Source organism: Pseudoalteromonas sp. NH0006-46 (assembly GCF_057547735.1).
Window position 1 is genome coordinate 405156 of the sequence record NZ_BAAJML010000003.1, and the last position, 15767, is coordinate 420922.

Annotated in this window: 17 protein-coding genes; 9 read left to right on the top strand and 8 right to left on the bottom strand. The window is 40.7% G+C overall.

The genetic code is table 11. The annotated features are described in order from the left end of the window. Positions 1-165 precede the first annotated feature (165 nt). The 9 genes from AC27I2_RS09510 to AC27I2_RS09550 all read left to right on the top strand — a co-directional run bounded on the left by AC27I2_RS09510 (position 166) and on the right by AC27I2_RS09550 (position 10113). The gene (locus AC27I2_RS09510; protein ID WP_487204116.1) at positions 166-1698 is read left to right on the top strand and encodes a catalase; all 1533 of its coding nucleotides are present in this window, start codon (positions 166-168) and stop codon (positions 1696-1698) included. A gap of 58 nt (positions 1699-1756) precedes the next feature. Beyond that, positions 1757-2260: an ankyrin repeat domain-containing protein gene (locus AC27I2_RS09515; protein ID WP_058404885.1), complete on the top strand. Its 504-nt coding sequence runs from the start codon at positions 1757-1759 to the stop codon at positions 2258-2260. Positions 2261-2491: 231 nt separating this feature from the next. Beyond that, complete coding sequence (locus tag AC27I2_RS09520; RefSeq protein ID WP_219422155.1) at positions 2492-3145, top strand: TetR/AcrR family transcriptional regulator; 654 nt, start codon at positions 2492-2494, stop codon at positions 3143-3145. Positions 3146-3148: 3 nt separating this feature from the next. Further along, the gene (locus AC27I2_RS09525) at positions 3149-3631 is read left to right on the top strand and encodes a putative 4-hydroxy-4-methyl-2-oxoglutarate aldolase (RefSeq protein ID WP_058404883.1); all 483 of its coding nucleotides are present in this window, start codon (positions 3149-3151) and stop codon (positions 3629-3631) included. A 337-nt stretch (positions 3632-3968) separates the two neighbouring features. Further along, positions 3969-5177 (top strand): amidase family protein, encoded by a 1209-nt coding sequence (locus tag AC27I2_RS09530; protein WP_487204117.1) that lies wholly within the window; start codon positions 3969-3971, stop codon positions 5175-5177. Beyond that, the gene (locus AC27I2_RS09535; protein ID WP_487204118.1) at positions 5174-6742 is read left to right on the top strand and encodes a gamma-glutamyltransferase family protein; all 1569 of its coding nucleotides are present in this window, start codon (positions 5174-5176) and stop codon (positions 6740-6742) included. Before AC27I2_RS09530 ends, AC27I2_RS09535 begins: the two co-directional genes overlap by 4 nt. 8 nt (positions 6743-6750) lie before the next feature. After that, positions 6751-7575 carry a sulfite exporter TauE/SafE family protein gene (locus tag AC27I2_RS09540; protein WP_487204119.1) on the top strand — a complete coding sequence of 275 codons (825 nt, stop codon included), beginning with the start codon at positions 6751-6753 and terminating at the stop codon, positions 7573-7575. Between the two features lie 3 nt (positions 7576-7578). After that, positions 7579-8808, top strand: coding sequence for a pyridoxal-phosphate-dependent aminotransferase family protein (locus AC27I2_RS09545; protein ID WP_487204120.1), 1230 nt, complete (start codon positions 7579-7581; stop codon positions 8806-8808). A 15-nt stretch (positions 8809-8823) separates the two neighbouring features. Then, the gene (locus AC27I2_RS09550; protein ID WP_487204121.1) at positions 8824-10113 is read left to right on the top strand and encodes an allantoate amidohydrolase; all 1290 of its coding nucleotides are present in this window, start codon (positions 8824-8826) and stop codon (positions 10111-10113) included. Between the two features lie 194 nt (positions 10114-10307). On the opposite strand, the gene AC27I2_RS09555 is transcribed toward AC27I2_RS09550, so the two are convergent. From AC27I2_RS09555 to AC27I2_RS09590, 8 genes are all read right to left on the bottom strand, one after another. Further along, positions 10308-10709, bottom strand: a complete 402-nt coding sequence (locus AC27I2_RS09555) for a hypothetical protein (protein WP_487204122.1) — start codon at positions 10707-10709, stop codon at positions 10308-10310. A 245-nt stretch (positions 10710-10954) separates the two neighbouring features. Further along, the gene (locus AC27I2_RS09560) at positions 10955-11401 is read right to left on the bottom strand and encodes a hypothetical protein (protein ID WP_487204123.1); all 447 of its coding nucleotides are present in this window, start codon (positions 11399-11401) and stop codon (positions 10955-10957) included. A 133-nt stretch (positions 11402-11534) separates the two neighbouring features. Further along, the gene (locus AC27I2_RS09565; protein WP_487204124.1) at positions 11535-11921 is read right to left on the bottom strand and encodes a hypothetical protein; all 387 of its coding nucleotides are present in this window, start codon (positions 11919-11921) and stop codon (positions 11535-11537) included. Positions 11922-12239: 318 nt separating this feature from the next. Continuing rightward, positions 12240-12707, bottom strand: coding sequence for a DUF2846 domain-containing protein (locus tag AC27I2_RS09570; RefSeq protein ID WP_487204125.1), 468 nt, complete (start codon positions 12705-12707; stop codon positions 12240-12242). A gap of 135 nt (positions 12708-12842) precedes the next feature. After that, entirely contained in the window at positions 12843-13196 is a 354-nt protein-coding gene (locus tag AC27I2_RS09575; RefSeq protein WP_487204126.1) for a hypothetical protein, read from the bottom strand. Between the two features lie 318 nt (positions 13197-13514). Beyond that, positions 13515-13916, bottom strand: a complete 402-nt coding sequence (locus tag AC27I2_RS09580; protein ID WP_487204127.1) for a molecular chaperone DnaJ — start codon at positions 13914-13916, stop codon at positions 13515-13517. Between the two features lie 351 nt (positions 13917-14267). Beyond that, positions 14268-14519 carry a Rho-binding antiterminator gene (locus tag AC27I2_RS09585; protein WP_487204128.1) on the bottom strand — a complete coding sequence of 84 codons (252 nt, stop codon included), beginning with the start codon at positions 14517-14519 and terminating at the stop codon, positions 14268-14270. Between the two features lie 10 nt (positions 14520-14529). After that, on the bottom strand, positions 14530-15369 hold the full coding sequence (locus AC27I2_RS09590; RefSeq protein WP_487204129.1) for a DUF417 family protein: 840 nt from the start codon (positions 15367-15369) through the stop codon (positions 14530-14532). Positions 15370-15767 lie beyond the last annotated feature (398 nt).

Consider the following 15767-nt stretch of genomic DNA (forward strand, 5'->3'; position numbering starts at 1 on the left):
CGCATGCCGTATTCACAGCAAGTGTATTTACTGCAGACGCCAATCTACTTTTATGATTATTACAATCTAAACAATCAATTTTACCGAAGTTAATTTTACCCATACACTCGTTAACAGTTAAACAGCCAGCAACACTGCCGGCACATTTAAATAACGAGGTCGACAATGAAAACACAAATAAACACAACAAAAACTAAATTAACCTTAAGTGCATTAGCACTCGCTATGGCATTACCTGCAAGCGCTGCCACGACACTTACTAAAGATAACGGTGCAGCTGTTGGCGATAACCAAAACTCAATTACTGCAGGTGAGCGTGGCAGTGTATTACTCGAAGACGTGCACCTAATTCAAAAATTACAACGTTTTGCACGTGAGCGTATTCCTGAGCGTGTAGTACATGCCCGTGGTACAGGCGCACATGGCGTTTTTGTTGCTTCTAAAGAACTAGACGACTTAACTATTGCAGCGCCATTTACTGAAGCGGGTAAAGAAACAGAGGTTTTTGTTCGCTTTTCATCTGTGATCCACTCAAAAGGCAGCCCAGAAACACTCCGTGACCCGCGTGGTTTTGCTACAAAGTTTTATACAGACCAAGGAAACTGGGATTTAGTGGGTAATAACCTGCCAGTATTTTTTATTCGAGATGCAATTAAATTTCCAGATATGGTTCACTCGTTAAAGCCATCGCCGGTTGATAACATTCAAGATCCTAACCGTTTATTTGAATTTTTCTCGTACGAACCAGGCTCTACTCACATGTTAACGTGGGTATACAGCGACTATGGCACACCAGCAAGCCTACGTAAAATGGACGGCTGGGGTGTGCATGCTTATAAAATGATTAATAAATCAGGTGATGTAAAATACGTTAAGTTTCATTGGGTAAGCCAACAAGGAATCGACAACCTTGATGCAAAAGAAGTAACCGAAGTGCAAGGTAAAGACTTTCAACATCTAACACGCGACCTTTATACAGAAATAAATAAAGGCAACTTTCCTAAGTGGGATCTGTATATTAAAACGCTTGACCCATCGCAACTAGGTGACTTTGACTACAACCCACTGGATGCAACAAAAATGTGGTTAGACGTTAAAGAAACTAAAGTAGGCACAATGACACTAAACCGTATGCCAACTAACTTTTTCCAATCTACAGAACAAGTTGCAATGGCGCCGGCAAATGTAATTCCAGGTATTGAGCCATCTGAAGATCGCCTATTACAAGGGCGAGTGTTTTCATACTCTGACACACAAATGTACCGCCTAGGTGCTAATCACCAGCAATTGCCAATTAACCGTGCAAAAGTTGATGTAGTTAACTACAACCAAGACGGCGCAATGAATTACGGCAATACAACAAGTAACGTGAACTACCAACCAAGTCACGAAAACGTGGTAGAAAACCCAATTGCACGCAGAAGTAACACCGAGCTTAAAGGCTTTGTACAACAAGCCGCTATTAAAAAGCAGCAAAACTTTGCACAAGCGGGTGTGTTGTACCGCGGCTTTAGCAAACAAGAACGCACTAACTTAGTCAATAACTTAGCTGGCGACTTAGGCAAAGTGCAAAACAGCAGTGTTAAACACAAAATGCTAAGCCACTTTTACAAAGCCGATAGCGAGTACGGCACACGTTTAACTAAAGCCGTAAATGGCGATATTAAAATGGTTAAACAATTAGCCGCTAAACTTTAATAATTTTCCCAACCCAGAGGAAGGACTTCTCCTTCCTCTTTTTCAAAGGTAACTAATTATGCGTAAACTCATATTCATAACAGTCATATTACTGGGCATAAGCACACACTTGCAGGCACAAAATGCCCCTACTTCAACGGCTCAAAACCAAGACTCAGCACAAACCCAATACAACAGCTTATTTGCTTACTATTTTGCCGCAGCACGCACAAACGACACACAAGTAATAGAACAATTTGTTGATGCCGGTATACCAATTGATAGCTACAATAATAAAGGTTACACCGCACTTATGATTGCCACCTACCATGGTAATAAAAACACCGTAAATACGTTACTGCAATTAGGCGCTAATGCCTGCCTTGAAGACAACCGCGGTAACACAGCGCTAATGGCCGCAATATTTAGAGGCGAATTTAGCATAGCTAAAACACTCGTTAGCCTTGATTGCGATAACGCGCATCAAAACAAAGCCGGTCAAACAGCCGAGCAATTTGCACAAACATTTGGCCAACAAAAAGTACTCGACTTGTTAGCGCAGGTAAATAATGAAAAGAAATAACAAGGGGCTGTTGATCTTTGTGAATTAACACGATTATAAACTGGCCGTTATTTGATCAGGGCGCGAGAATTGTAATCCAGTGGGCTTAGTAAAGTTCAAAATAAATTAGTAAACGTCATTAGCCGAAGCATTAGCTAATGTGTGTATTTAAGTGTTGAAGCTACTTTAGTAATTGACCTTTCGGTCAGTAAAGCTACAATCAATCAACACGTTAAACTCGCATAATAAATAATGACCACACAAACAAAACCAAATAAAAAAGAAGTCACTCGGGAAAAAAACCAACTGCTTATTTTAAATGCTGCCGAGCAATTGTTTTCTCTTAATGGGTATGACGGTGCAAGCATGAGTATGGTTGCAAAAGAAGCGAACGTGCCTAAAGCTAACATACTGTATTATTTCAAAAGCAAGGACGGCCTTTACGAAGCCGTGATAGACCGCATAATAGCAAACTGGAACTTAGGCCTTGATAACGTCACCGCTGAAGACGATCCTGCTGCAGTGCTTTATAACTACATAAAAAGTAAAGTGATACTTGCTGTAAACCAACCTCTACAATCTCGTTTATTTGCCAATGAAATTTTACGGGGCGCACCGTATTTACAAAACTACTTTAGAACAAATACCCGCCCTTGGGTTAAACAAAAAATTGATGTGTTTCAGTCCTGGATGGACGCAAAAAAAATAGACCAAGTAGACCCCCATCACCTTTTATTTACTATTTGGTCAACAACACAATACTACGCTGACTTTCAGGCAGAAGTACTTTTGGTAATGAATAAACTTGAATATGACGAAACCGACGTGGCACAAATAACACAATCAATTGCCCACATAATTTTAAAAGGTATTGGCTTAAAAATACCCGTTCAAAATGAGAGCTAACACATGGAAAACTTTACAACCCCCGACCTATTCGACGATCACCGCAACTCGGTTCAAGTAGCAGATAGTGGCTTGCATCACTTTGGTAACAAAACCACCTTTAGTGGCCAAGCAGTGACCGTTACCTGCCCAGAAGACAATTCGTTTGCCGCCGATATTTTACATAAAGATGGCAAAGGTAAAGTGTTAGTAATTGATGGATTTGCTAGCAAACGCTTTGCTTTTATTGGCGACATTATGGCCGAACGCGCGCTACAAAATGGCTGGGAAGGTGTTGTAATAAATGGTTGTTGCCGCGATATAGAAATACTTGCAACAATGGATTTACCGGTCATGGCCCTTGGTTCAACCCCTCGCAGCACACTTAAGCGCGGTTTTGGCGATCAAGATCAAGTTATTAATATGCTAGGCACCGCAATAGCGCCAAACGATTGGTTGTACGCCGACGTTAATGGCCTAATAATTAGTAAAACCCCCCTTATTTAATAAGTTCATGTAAAAAACAAACCAACTTGGTGCAGCATTGCACCAAACTGGTTTGTTTTACGCTTAAAAACACCCATTCTTAAACGTTAAAATTATAAATACCCCTCTGCAACGCCCAAAAACCTGACCAATCGGACAAGAATAAAGTTTTGGCATCTGTTTTGCTTATACTAAGTTTGCTAAAACCAAAGTCACCAATTAAAAGTGCATTAATGCTGTGTAAATAAAAATAATATATTACGCAATGAACTTAAAAAAATAACGACAACAGTCTTTTTTAATCAATTTAAAATTAGTAAATAACCATTTGGTCAGTTTTATTTCGATGGGTTACAAAATGAACACGCAATCAAAAACTAAAAACACAGGCATATTTTGTGACCATGGACCGAGTAATTGGCAATCAAGTCAAACAGGCACACTAAACACTAAGCGCCTAGCCGTAAAAGATGTATTTGCTGTTAAAGAGCATAAAAACAGTGCCGGTAACCCACGCTGGTTTAAAACACATCCACCAGCTAAACAAACCGCAAGTAGCGTAAACAAATTAATGGATGCGGGTTGTATTTTTACAGGCTTTACCCACACCGACGAACTTGCTTACAGCTTAGAAGGTAATAATATTCATTATGGCGCAGCACAAAACCCTAAATTAAAAGGGCACGCGTGTGGGGGTTCAAGTATGGGCTCAGCCGCCGCGGTAGCCGGCAATTTAGCTGACGTTGGGTTGGGCACCGATACCGGAGGCTCAATTAGAATACCCGCAAGTTATTGCGGCTTATTTGGTATTAGGCCAAGCCATAACGTGATTGAAAAAGACGGCCTAATCCCGCTAGCACCGCCTTATGATACTATTGGTTGGCTTACCCAAAGCGCAGAACTATTAGAACAAGTAGGCGACGTATTGCTACCAAATCAAACGGTGAGTAGCGTAAATACCTTGGTGATTTGCGAGCCGTTATTTCAGCTAGTAAGCCCAGACTTGCAAGCACCTATTAAGCAACTACTAGAAAAAACCAAACCTTATTTTAAACACCACAAAGAATTTGCGCTGCCAAAAAGCAGCATTTTAAGCGAACTTGCCGATAGCTTTAGAATACTGCAAGGTCGTGCTATAGCTAAAGCGCATAAAGATTGGCTTCAATTGCCAGGGCACCCTCCCCAGTTTGCTCCGGCAATTGCTGCCCGTTTTAAAATGGCACTGGCACTCACTGCCCAAGAAGAACAAGAAGCACTTACTATACAAACCCAGTGGCAAACATTAATCGCTAAGAACTTAAACTCAAACAGCTGCTTATTTTTGCCAACCACGCCAACAACCGCACCTAAATTGGGCGCCGACACAAGCGCACTGCGCATGCAAATTATAACTTTATCTGCTATTGCGGGCTTGAGCCGCTCGGCGCAAGTTCACTTACCATTGGCTAATTTAGATAATGGCCACCCTTATGGGTTTTCACTCATGATGAGCCATAACAACGATAAAAGCCTACTTGCCTGCACAACACAATTAGCTGCATATTTTAAACAGGAAACTCTCACATGAACGCACACAACATTGCATTTACTGCCCCGCACTTTGCTGCAACAGAGGCGGGCACCCTAATACTAAAACAAGGTGGTACAGCCGTTGAGGCCATGGTAGCGGCAGCCGCAGCTATTAGCGTGGTTTACCCACATATGAACTCGATTGGCGGCGACAGCTTTTGGCTTATTGATAACCCAAATCAAAATACCCCCACAGCAATTGATGCCTGCGGGCGCGCACCTAAAAACATAGATGCCTATAAAAATGCCAACCAAATGCCTGAGCGTGGCGGTTTAAGTGCGCTTACTCAAGCAGCTACGCTCCGCGGCTGGCAAAAAGCCCTTGAGGTAGATAAGCACGCAGCCCTGCCATTAAGTACCATTTTAGCCCCCGCTATTAAGCTTGCCCGCGAAGGGTTTACTGTTACAAAAAGCCTTCAAGCAGGTTGCGAAAAACTAGCAACGGTTGCTAATACCAATGATGCCTTTAAAGCGCTATACATTCCCAACGGTAAACCGTTACAAGCAGGGCAACACTTTAAAAACCCAAAACTAGCCAATACATTTGAACATTTGGCAAAACATGGCTTAAATGCGTTTTATGAAGGGCCTTTAGCTGACTCATTTGCGGCCGATTTAGCAAACGCTGGTAGCATTATTACTCCAGCCGATATTGCCAATACACAAGCCGATGTAGTTGCCCCACTGAGCGCTAATTTATCGGGTATTAATTGCTATAACTTACCGGCACCTACACAAGGGGTGCATTCGCTGCAAATAATTGGCGCGGTTAATAAACTAAAACACAACGCCGACACCGAAGCCGACTGGACCCACTTAATTGTAGAGGCAACCAAACAAAGCTTCACTCACCGCCCTACACTTTGGGCCGACCCAGAAGCACTCGGCGATGATTACAAAAATGCACTAACCGATGATCGCCTAAACGAGCTTGCCAACAATATTGATATGAGCCAAGCCAAAAACTGGCCGTTCAATACTGAGCCCGGCGATACCGTTTGGATGGCAGCACGCGATAAAAACGGCCAATTGGTGAGCTTTATTCAAAGTATTTATTGGGAGTTTGGCAGCGGAATACTCATGAGCGAAGGCGGATTTGTATGGAATAACCGCGGGCTAAGCTTTAGCTTAAACAACCAAGATACCAATGCGCTGGCACCTAACAAACGCCCCGCACATACACTTAATCCAGCGATGGCTAAGTTTGAAGATGGCAGACGCCTTGCCTACGGCACCATGGGCGGTGAAGGCCAGCCTCAAACTCAAGCCGCTGTATTTGCAGGCTACGCGTGGCGTAATAAATCAATTACCCAAGCGGTGAGCGACCCGCGCTGGTTACTTGGCCGCACATGGGGCGATACAAGCACTAACTTAAAAATAGAGCGCAGCCTCGCTTTGCAAATAAAAGATGAGTTAAATCAACGCGGCCACGATTGGGTAAGCGTTGAAAACAACAACGAAATGATGGGCCATGCAGGTGCAATTTTAGATACACCCACAACCCTTGAAGCTGCAACGGACCCTCGCTCTGATGGCCGTGCAACTGTTTCATCAACGCAGTAGGAACACACATGACAGAAATAATGAATCAATGGCCCATTATTGCGGCCTTAATAGCAACCGGCATTTTTGCAGGTATTTTAGCAGGCCTATTTGGTGTTGGCGGCGGTATAGTCATTGTGCCTGTGCTGTACTTTTTATTGCAAGGTTTTGGCGTAAGCCCTGAGTCGGCCATGATGATAGCCACGGCTACATCGCTTGCCACCATAGTGCCTACTTCTATTTCGTCTATTCGCTCGCACCATGCAAAGGGCAACATTGACCTTGCTTTAATTAAATACTGGGCGCCGTTTATTTTAGTTATGGCCGTTGTAGGCAGCTACTTAGCGCACTCAATACGCGGTAATGCACTGGTACTTATGTTTGCTTGTATTGCTATTTTAGTTAGCCTTAACATGTTATTTAGAGCCGGCGCCCCTGCCCTTGTAAATCAATTACCGGGTAAATTTGGCCAAGGCATAATGGCAAGTATTGTCGGTGGCTTATCTGTCATGATCGGCATAGGCGGCGGCACAATTGGTGTGCCCATGCTTAACGCATTTAACGTACGTGCCCATGTTGCCGTAGGCACTGCAGCCGTATTTGGCTTATTGATTGCGCTACCGGGCGTAATTACCTTATTAAGTATTGGCACCACGCCAACCGATGCTCCCCTAGGTACGTGGGGGTTAGTTAACCTCCCTGCCTTTTTTCTTATTATTCCGCTGACTATTTTGTTTGCGCCTATTGGCGTAAAAATTGGTAGCAAGCTGGATCAAAAACAATTAAAACGCGCTTTTGCCGTTGTCTTAATGATAACGGGTATTCGCATGCTTATTCAGACTCTGGGAGCCTAAAACATGTTTAGCAACACGCAAATTCAAACCTTAAATCCGCCGCAGCGTTTACTAATGGGGCCAGGCCCAATTAACGCAGATCCACGTGTACTGCGTGCTATGTCGGCGCAGCTAATTGGCCAATACGACCCAGTAATGACCGGTTTTATGAACGAAACCATGGCCCGCTATCGCGAAATATTTAAAACCAAAAATGAATGGACCCTGTTAGTTGACGGTACATCACGCGCAGGAATAGAAGCCGTTTTATGCTCTATTTTACGCCCAGGCGATAAAGTGCTTGTGCCAATTATGGGCCGCTTTGGCCACTTGCTTGCTGAAATAGCCGAGCGCGTTGGCGCAAAAGTGCACACCATAGAAGTACCGTGGGGCGAAGTATTTACCCCAGAACAAATAGAAAAAGCCATTGTTGACGTAAAACCCCATGTACTTGCCATGGTGCAAGGCGATACTTCAACAACCATGAACCAACCGCTTGAACACATAGGCGATATTTGCCAAAAGCACGATGTATTATTTTACTGCGATGCCACCGCCTCAATTGTAGGTAACGATTTACCCGCCGATGAGTGGAAACTCGATGCGCTTTCGGTGGGTTTACAAAAATGTTTAGGCGGACCGTCTGGCTCCGCGCCATTAACACTGAGCGACAAATGCGCCGATTGGATCCAAAAACGTAAAAAAGTAGAAGCGGGTATTCGTACCGCACAGCATACAGACGGTACCGAGCCCTATGTGCGTTCAAACTACTTTGACCTAGGTATGATCATGAATTACTGGGGGGAGGAGCGCCTTAACCACCACACCGAAGCCACCAGCATGCTGTATTGCGCATCAGAATGCGCCCGCATTGTTATTGAAGAAGGCGTAGATAACTGCGTTGCCCGCCACAAGTTACACGGCGATGCCATGCTAACGGGTATTCAAGCACTGGGCTTAAACGTATTTGGCGACATAAGTAATAAGATGAACAACGTAGTGGGTGTGTATATTCCCGAAGGTATTAACGCCGACCATGTACGCGGACAAATGCTAACCGACTTTGGTATTGAAATTGGCACCTCGTTTGGGCCACTGCATGGCAAAATTTGGCGTATTGGTACCATGGGTTACAACGCACGTAAAGATGCCGTATTACAAACATTGGCAAGCCTAGATGCCTGCTTACATGCCAACGGCTATAAAGGCCCTAAAGGCGAAGCCGCTATTGCCGCCCTTGCTCATTATAAATAATAAAAAGGATTTAGCATGACGACTGCAAGCCCCTCTTTAGCGCCATTATTAAATAATGAGCTAGCTAACACCTATGCTGCGCGCGCCTTAGCGCGTTGTAAAACACTCAGTGGCCTATCGCAAATGCAAGGCGGCATTCACCGCGTGTATTTATCTAAAGAGCACAAAGAGTGTAATAGCGTTACTGCCGCGTGGATGGCTGAGGCGGGCATGCAATCGTGGCAAGACGAAGTAGGCAATTTATGGGGGCGTTTAGCGTCATCTAACCCAAACGCTAAACGCTTAATTATAGGCTCACACCTAGACACCGTACCCAATGCCGGTGCATTTGATGGCATTTTAGGAGTATTACTCGGTATTGAAATAGCCGCCCTTGCGCATACACTTAAGCTTGATTTACCGTTTCATTTAGATGTTGTGGGTTTTTGTGATGAAGAAGGCACTCGCTTTGCCACCACATTAATTGGCTCAAAAGCACTGGCAAACGAGTTTGACCCGCAATGGTTAAATATACAAGATAGTAACGGCATTACCATGCGCCAAGCTATGCTGGATTTTGGTTTAAACCCTGCAAACTATGCAAAAGCAGCACTTAATAAAAACGAGTTACTTGGTTACTGGGAAACCCACATAGAGCAAGGCCCCGTGCTTGAGTCGATAAATCAGGCGTTAGGCATTGTCACTGCCATTGCAGGAGCAAAGCGCGCTATGATCACCCTAACAGGTCAAAGCGGCCATGCTGGTACCACGCCTATGAATTTACGTCAGGATTCGTTAGCAGGCTGCGCCGAATTGACGCTTGCTATAGAGCAACTAGCAAAAAATGCGAGTAATGGCGAAGTAGCCACCGTTGGCCAAATTCAAGCACGCCCAGGCGCTACAAATGTTATTGCCGGTAAAACCACCATTAGCCTAGATGCACGCGCTCAAAACGATGACGACCTAGCCATATTACTTAGTGCAATTCGCACACGCGCAGATCAAATTGCAACATCGCGTAATTTAACGCTCGATTGGCAGTGGACACATGCGGCCGACGCCGTAGCGTGCGATACTCACATTCAGCATTCATTTTCAAGCGCATGCAAACTTAATAACCAAGCTTCACCTTCTCTTGCCTCAGGCGCAGGGCACGATGCAATGGCCATAGCCCCTATTTGCCCTGTTGGTATGCTCTTTATACGCAGCCCTGGCGGCATAAGCCATCACCCAGCAGAAGCCGTTATCGACAGCGATGTAACAAAAGCTCTATGTGTGATGTACAGCGCGCTTGTGCTTTTTACTCAAACCTTACAAAAAGAGTGAACTAATAAATAATGCAGAGGTTAAATGTAAGTATTGTTCTATTTAACGATTAACTTTGTGAGGTTTTACTCGCATACCAGCAAGGTGAGTTAAAGCAGTTATAGGAACTAAAGTACCTGCTTTTGTATATTAAACTTTAATGTTACTGCATATTTAAACGGCGTATTTACGGCAACACCCTCTTTTGCTATTTGTCATGTTGCATTCACATCCAACCTTATTTTATAACGTAATTTAATACCAAGTAGAGTCCCTAATAAAACTGCAATAACATGCAGCAAAGCTGAAATTAAATACATTAAAGGCTCCATTGTTATTTCTAACAATATATAGAGTAAGGCACCGACACTTAAGTTAATAAACCAATAAACAGCCGCAACTAAAAAGGCTTGTTTATAGGGACTCACTCTTTGCTTGTACCCCAAGTAACAATAAACGATTAAAGAGGTTACAAACCCGATGGCGTAATGGGTAGAAGCGTATGGTGTACTTTGAATCATTTCATCAAAACCAACAATCTCTGTGGCTATTGTTGATAAAGCAACTAGTAATAGATACAAGCCGGCTGAAAAGAGTAAAACCCTAGAGTATTTCACAATAATCCTTTAGTAATATAATTAGGTAGTAGAATAGCGCTAACAGTCAAATTCAATCTAATAATGAGTTTATGTAATTAACTCTCAGTACCTTAAACACAATGTGTTGCCTTTGAAAACCATAAATAAACGGCTTTTTTCAAAAAGTTTTTCTACAATTTTGATGCCCGCAAAGAGCCAGATGATAGCTTATAGTTATATTTAGCTAAACATAACTAAATTAGTCGCTTTACTTAATCCGCTTGTTAGCAATCAGATTGCGGCTGTGTTTCCATGTATTCTTCCACAATTTCCAGCTGCCCCATCTCCGTTCTTTTTAGAAGCATATAATAGCCTTTATCGGTGTAACATTTATTTTCAGAATATCGGTGTGCCTTGATCTTATAGCTATTGCCTTCAGACTTTATTGTTATGTTTTTGAATGTGCTTTTGTCATTTTTCATTTTTGCCAATGGCATTACACGTTGGACAAGCACCTTCCACTGTTCACCCGTAATTTCCATTTGACGCTCCGCACCATGCGGGTAAACGCGATAGGATTGAATTTTGCCATCGTTTGAATATAAAGAAGCAACTTTCACGTCAAAATTACTACCTAGTTTCATATATTCATCAAAAAAACTTTTCGCATTTTCCGATGCATGTGAAATGCTCGACATTAAAACTGCAACAGCGAGTATAACTTTTTTCAAATGTTGGCTCCTTACTAAGATTGATGGTTGCTAACGCCCGCATATAATGCGGGGAATACTTGGCTATAATTAGCAGAGAATGAGCCTCAAAAGAGCGTTTAACGCCATTTTTAATGCGCTTGATATATGCTGACTATGCCTGCTGCGGTAATTTTAATTGCTTATAAACTTTCTTACACTTACCACAGGTGATATCTAATTCGAACTTATAGTTAACGCACTGAAAAAAGAAGCCATACACTTTACTTCCAATTTTTATAAACGTAAGAACAAACGCTGTTGCCACCATAAAACTAAATTCATAAGCACCACTTTCGTAGAGTGCTGAATCTATACACAACTCAACAAATAAAAGTGCCACAACCTTGTAGTGCTTACCAATTACCGCAATAAAAAATGTAAAAAAAGCTACAAAGTAAGCAAAACCTTGTGACTCTTCAGCTAAAAAAGCCAAGAAACCTATTGGAATAGATAAACAAATGCTAAGAAAAAGAAATCCCACCATATCGATTTTTGACATCCAAAAGTCAGTTTTAAAACTATTTTTTGTTTTGCACTTACTACACTTTAACATCAACTACTCTAAATAAAGGATATGACGCTTGCCGTAAACGGCACAAAATTACAACTAAACTGGACATCCACTTTAATATAACAAACAAAAATGAGTCACTAAATTTACCATACAGGTTCTGAATTTGTCTTTTTTGCTGGGACGCCTTCTTTTCATCTAATAAAAATAAGCCATTAGCAATTCTGAACTTATTCATAATTGAACCCCCAAGATTAATTTTTACTTAAATGTAGAGGTTGAGAGTCCAATTATCTTTTGAGGAAGTTATTTTAGTTTAGAGTCGCAATTTCCACTTTTAGCCATACCAAGCCTTTGAACCTCAGACTTACCTGTATCAGTATTTGCTAGCTCAAGATCTGCACCGCCAACAAAAGCACCCATTTTTATAAATTGTTCAACAAAATACAATTCTCCATTTTTAGCATTAATTGTTAACGTATTAGGAGAAAACTCTGATTCTGTTGATATTTCAAGTTTTTCATCTCCTGGCACTTCTTTATAGAAGAAAACTCCTTTAGCTGTTTGGCCAACACATTCTTTCTCGATCCAGACATCTTTTTTTAGAGCTGCTCCGACAAAAGTATCTTTACGGTATACATAAATTCCAGCTGTATCTTTAGATGGAGCATTGAATTCTTTTGCAATATTTTCAGTTTCTTTAGATTCCATTGGAACAGAAGAACAGCCTGCTAATGATACCGTTGTTATTATTGCGAGTACTAATGATTTCATTAAATATCCTTGTAATATATATAGTTAATTAAGAGCAAAGTGCTCAGGTTATTGATCTAATTGCCTAACGCCTCTATTAAACAGCACAAGCAGTAGCCGTAAGTCTAGGTAATCTTCACCCGGTTAAATGGTTTGTTATATTTTATTTTTCAATTTATAAGAACCATTAAATACAGCATTGAAGCAACTGTCTTGATGTGGACAATTACGCAAATTTACAATTAAGTTATTCCCTCTAAGTGTTATGGAGCCAGAGTAAGATTTTAATATTTGTAATTTGTTTTTATAGGTTATCTTAAAACTATTTTCAGTCAGCTCACCGGACAATTGATCGATATGTATTTTATAAAACACATCGTGGTAAGTAGGCCAAAACATTTGAGATTCGTCGTGAACCATATTTGGCCTTTTGCCTTTCAAAATAAGCTCATATCTTTTTATTTTACCATTTTTAACGACAACATCACTTTCAAACGATGCACTGCTCAATAAAGCACAACTAGATAGAAACACACTCAAAAATATAAACGGTAGTCTAATCATACTCATAAAATATAACGAGACTCTAGAATAACCCAACAGCTAAATTCAATTAACAAACGAGCTTCTGGAATTAACTCTAAGCGCTTTTAAAGCATTAGGTAATGCATTTGGAACCCATAAAACAGGCCGATTTTCTTTAAAAAGAGTAATTCTACAGCCTCTCAACGCCCCAATAAGAGGCTGATAACAGTTTGCTAAAATGTGAAGCGAAGCGGAACCGAGCAAACTGTTAGCAGTCCCGTCTTGATTGGCTTGTTATACGTACTATTGATAAGACTGTCTTATTTTATTGTTTAGAGCTACAAACTGTTGGACGAGCTCATCACAAACATCTTTTGTTGCTCCACACTTTGCAGTCATTTCTATATGAATAGAGCCATCTTTTTCTATTATTTCTCTTTTTACTATAGCTGGGTATGCAGCATGGGATTCAGGCGTAAACGAGTATATTGATTTTTCTAAACCGTTATCAATATTTATAATTGTCCAGCCATTTGCATTTCTAAATGTAGCGTCAGGATTACTTTTAAGGTTCTCTAATGTTTTCAAAGCTCCTGGGGATTCAGAGGATGATTTTTTTTTGCCGTTGTAACCAAGACTTTCATTTTCAGTGGAAGCACAGCCGCTCAAAAGAAAGATAAATACCACATAAATTAATTTATTCACTAAACCTCCTTGTACGTATAACATATTATTGAACACCACTTTGAGGGGTTATAACATCCCAAAACGGCGCATATTACATCGCCCAATAATTCCACTAAATAACTGCAATGTAAACAAGCAATTAGGCATGCAGCGAAAAAGCCTTTGTTACTTTGCACCAAAACGACTTTTAATAATGTTATCGGACAAAGTCAAAATAGCTGTTTATGTGAACAGTTCATTCTAAAGGGAAATTTTGGCTTTGTATATTTAGCACGTATGAGTTGAAGCATTGGCTAGATAAGCGAGCCTTATCATATTGATGATACAGGCTCGCTGAGGTATTTATGATAAAACGAATAGGTAAGGTATTTACTTTACATCAAAGTTCACGTGGTCAAAGTAAGGATTTGTCTCACATGCTTTAAGTACACTAATTGTAGTAAGTACAATAAGTTGCAGCTCGCTGTTTACGTTAACAACTATGCATTCGTCTTTATTTGCATTGCGTTTTGTATCAGTTGCTACGCCACACACAACATCGCCATTTTTTAATATAAGCTCAATGCTTAAATGGTGCATACAGGCAGTTTCGATGTAGTCGTATTGGTGGCAACTGATCATACAGTTCTCTTTATTTAGCTGGTTTAAATAGCATTAAAGTGGCAATAACAACTAAGTTGCCTACATACCATAAGTCTTTAATTACAAATTGCCCTAAACGCTCTAATAATGTGCTTGAGCTCAATGCTCCTGTAGCGGTAATTAAAAATGTTTGGGTCATTAAAAACACACTTAAACACGCTAAGCCACTAACAATAATAAGCTTTTTATTGTTAAGTAAAATGCCTATGCCAAGTAGCACTGCAAATAATACATCAAACCCACCAATTACGTTTGATGCGCCTTGTACACTAAAGACTGTGTATAACCACGACATAAACGGTGAGGTTTCTACTAGGCTTACAATGGCTTTTGCTTCAAACTCATAAAACTTCATGCCACCAATCCACAGTAAAACCATAGCAATCGGCATAAAGTTTAAAAGTACGTGTTGTTTGTCTGTAAGCTTATTTTTATAAAACAAAAATAAATACAAAGGGATGACTGCAAAGTATTTAATAATGCCTTGCCCACTGCCAATAATTGGAAAGCCGCCTAACTGGGCCATCCAACGATTGCTGGCTAATAAAGTAAGTAAAGGCACTATGCTAACAATTAACGCGAGAACCAATGCTGGTGTAGGCTTTATTAATTTTAAATGCGCGGCTAGAGTGGCAAGTGCTAATGCAATCATAGTGCTTCCGGTTAGCAAGCCTATCATTTTATTATTTAGTGAAGTATTGAACCCATAAAATTCAAATGTTGCTACAAGTGCATTTGGGTTTGCACCCAAAGCAAACGATACGCCAAGCAATCCAAAACTAAGAGCAAGTAAAGTGATCAGTGCGTTATTTGTGTGTGTTAAGTTCATTATGTGCCTATTAAATCTGTAATGGCTAACTAAGACCTCTTTTTTCCTAAAAAGCATTCAAACTAGTTAAAAGAATCCTCGCTTATGTAATTTTAAATAGTTATATAAATGCACTTTTTAAAAGCACATAGCTTACAAGAGAAAACATATCCTATTGGTCAAGTTAACACATAAAAGTGATTAAAAAGTCATGCAAAAAATAACAAATTAAAACTTAGCCACTCAATAAAAACCAAATAAAAGCAATTAAAATAAGCAACTTAAAACCTTTTTATAACTTTATAAACTTCTCTTTAATCCTTATTCCCCCTGTTAAAAAGCAAAAAGCTAACCGATCGGTCAGATTTGGCATGTTAACTGCAAAGTACTCATTATAATAAAACAGCTTTTTTCTTATT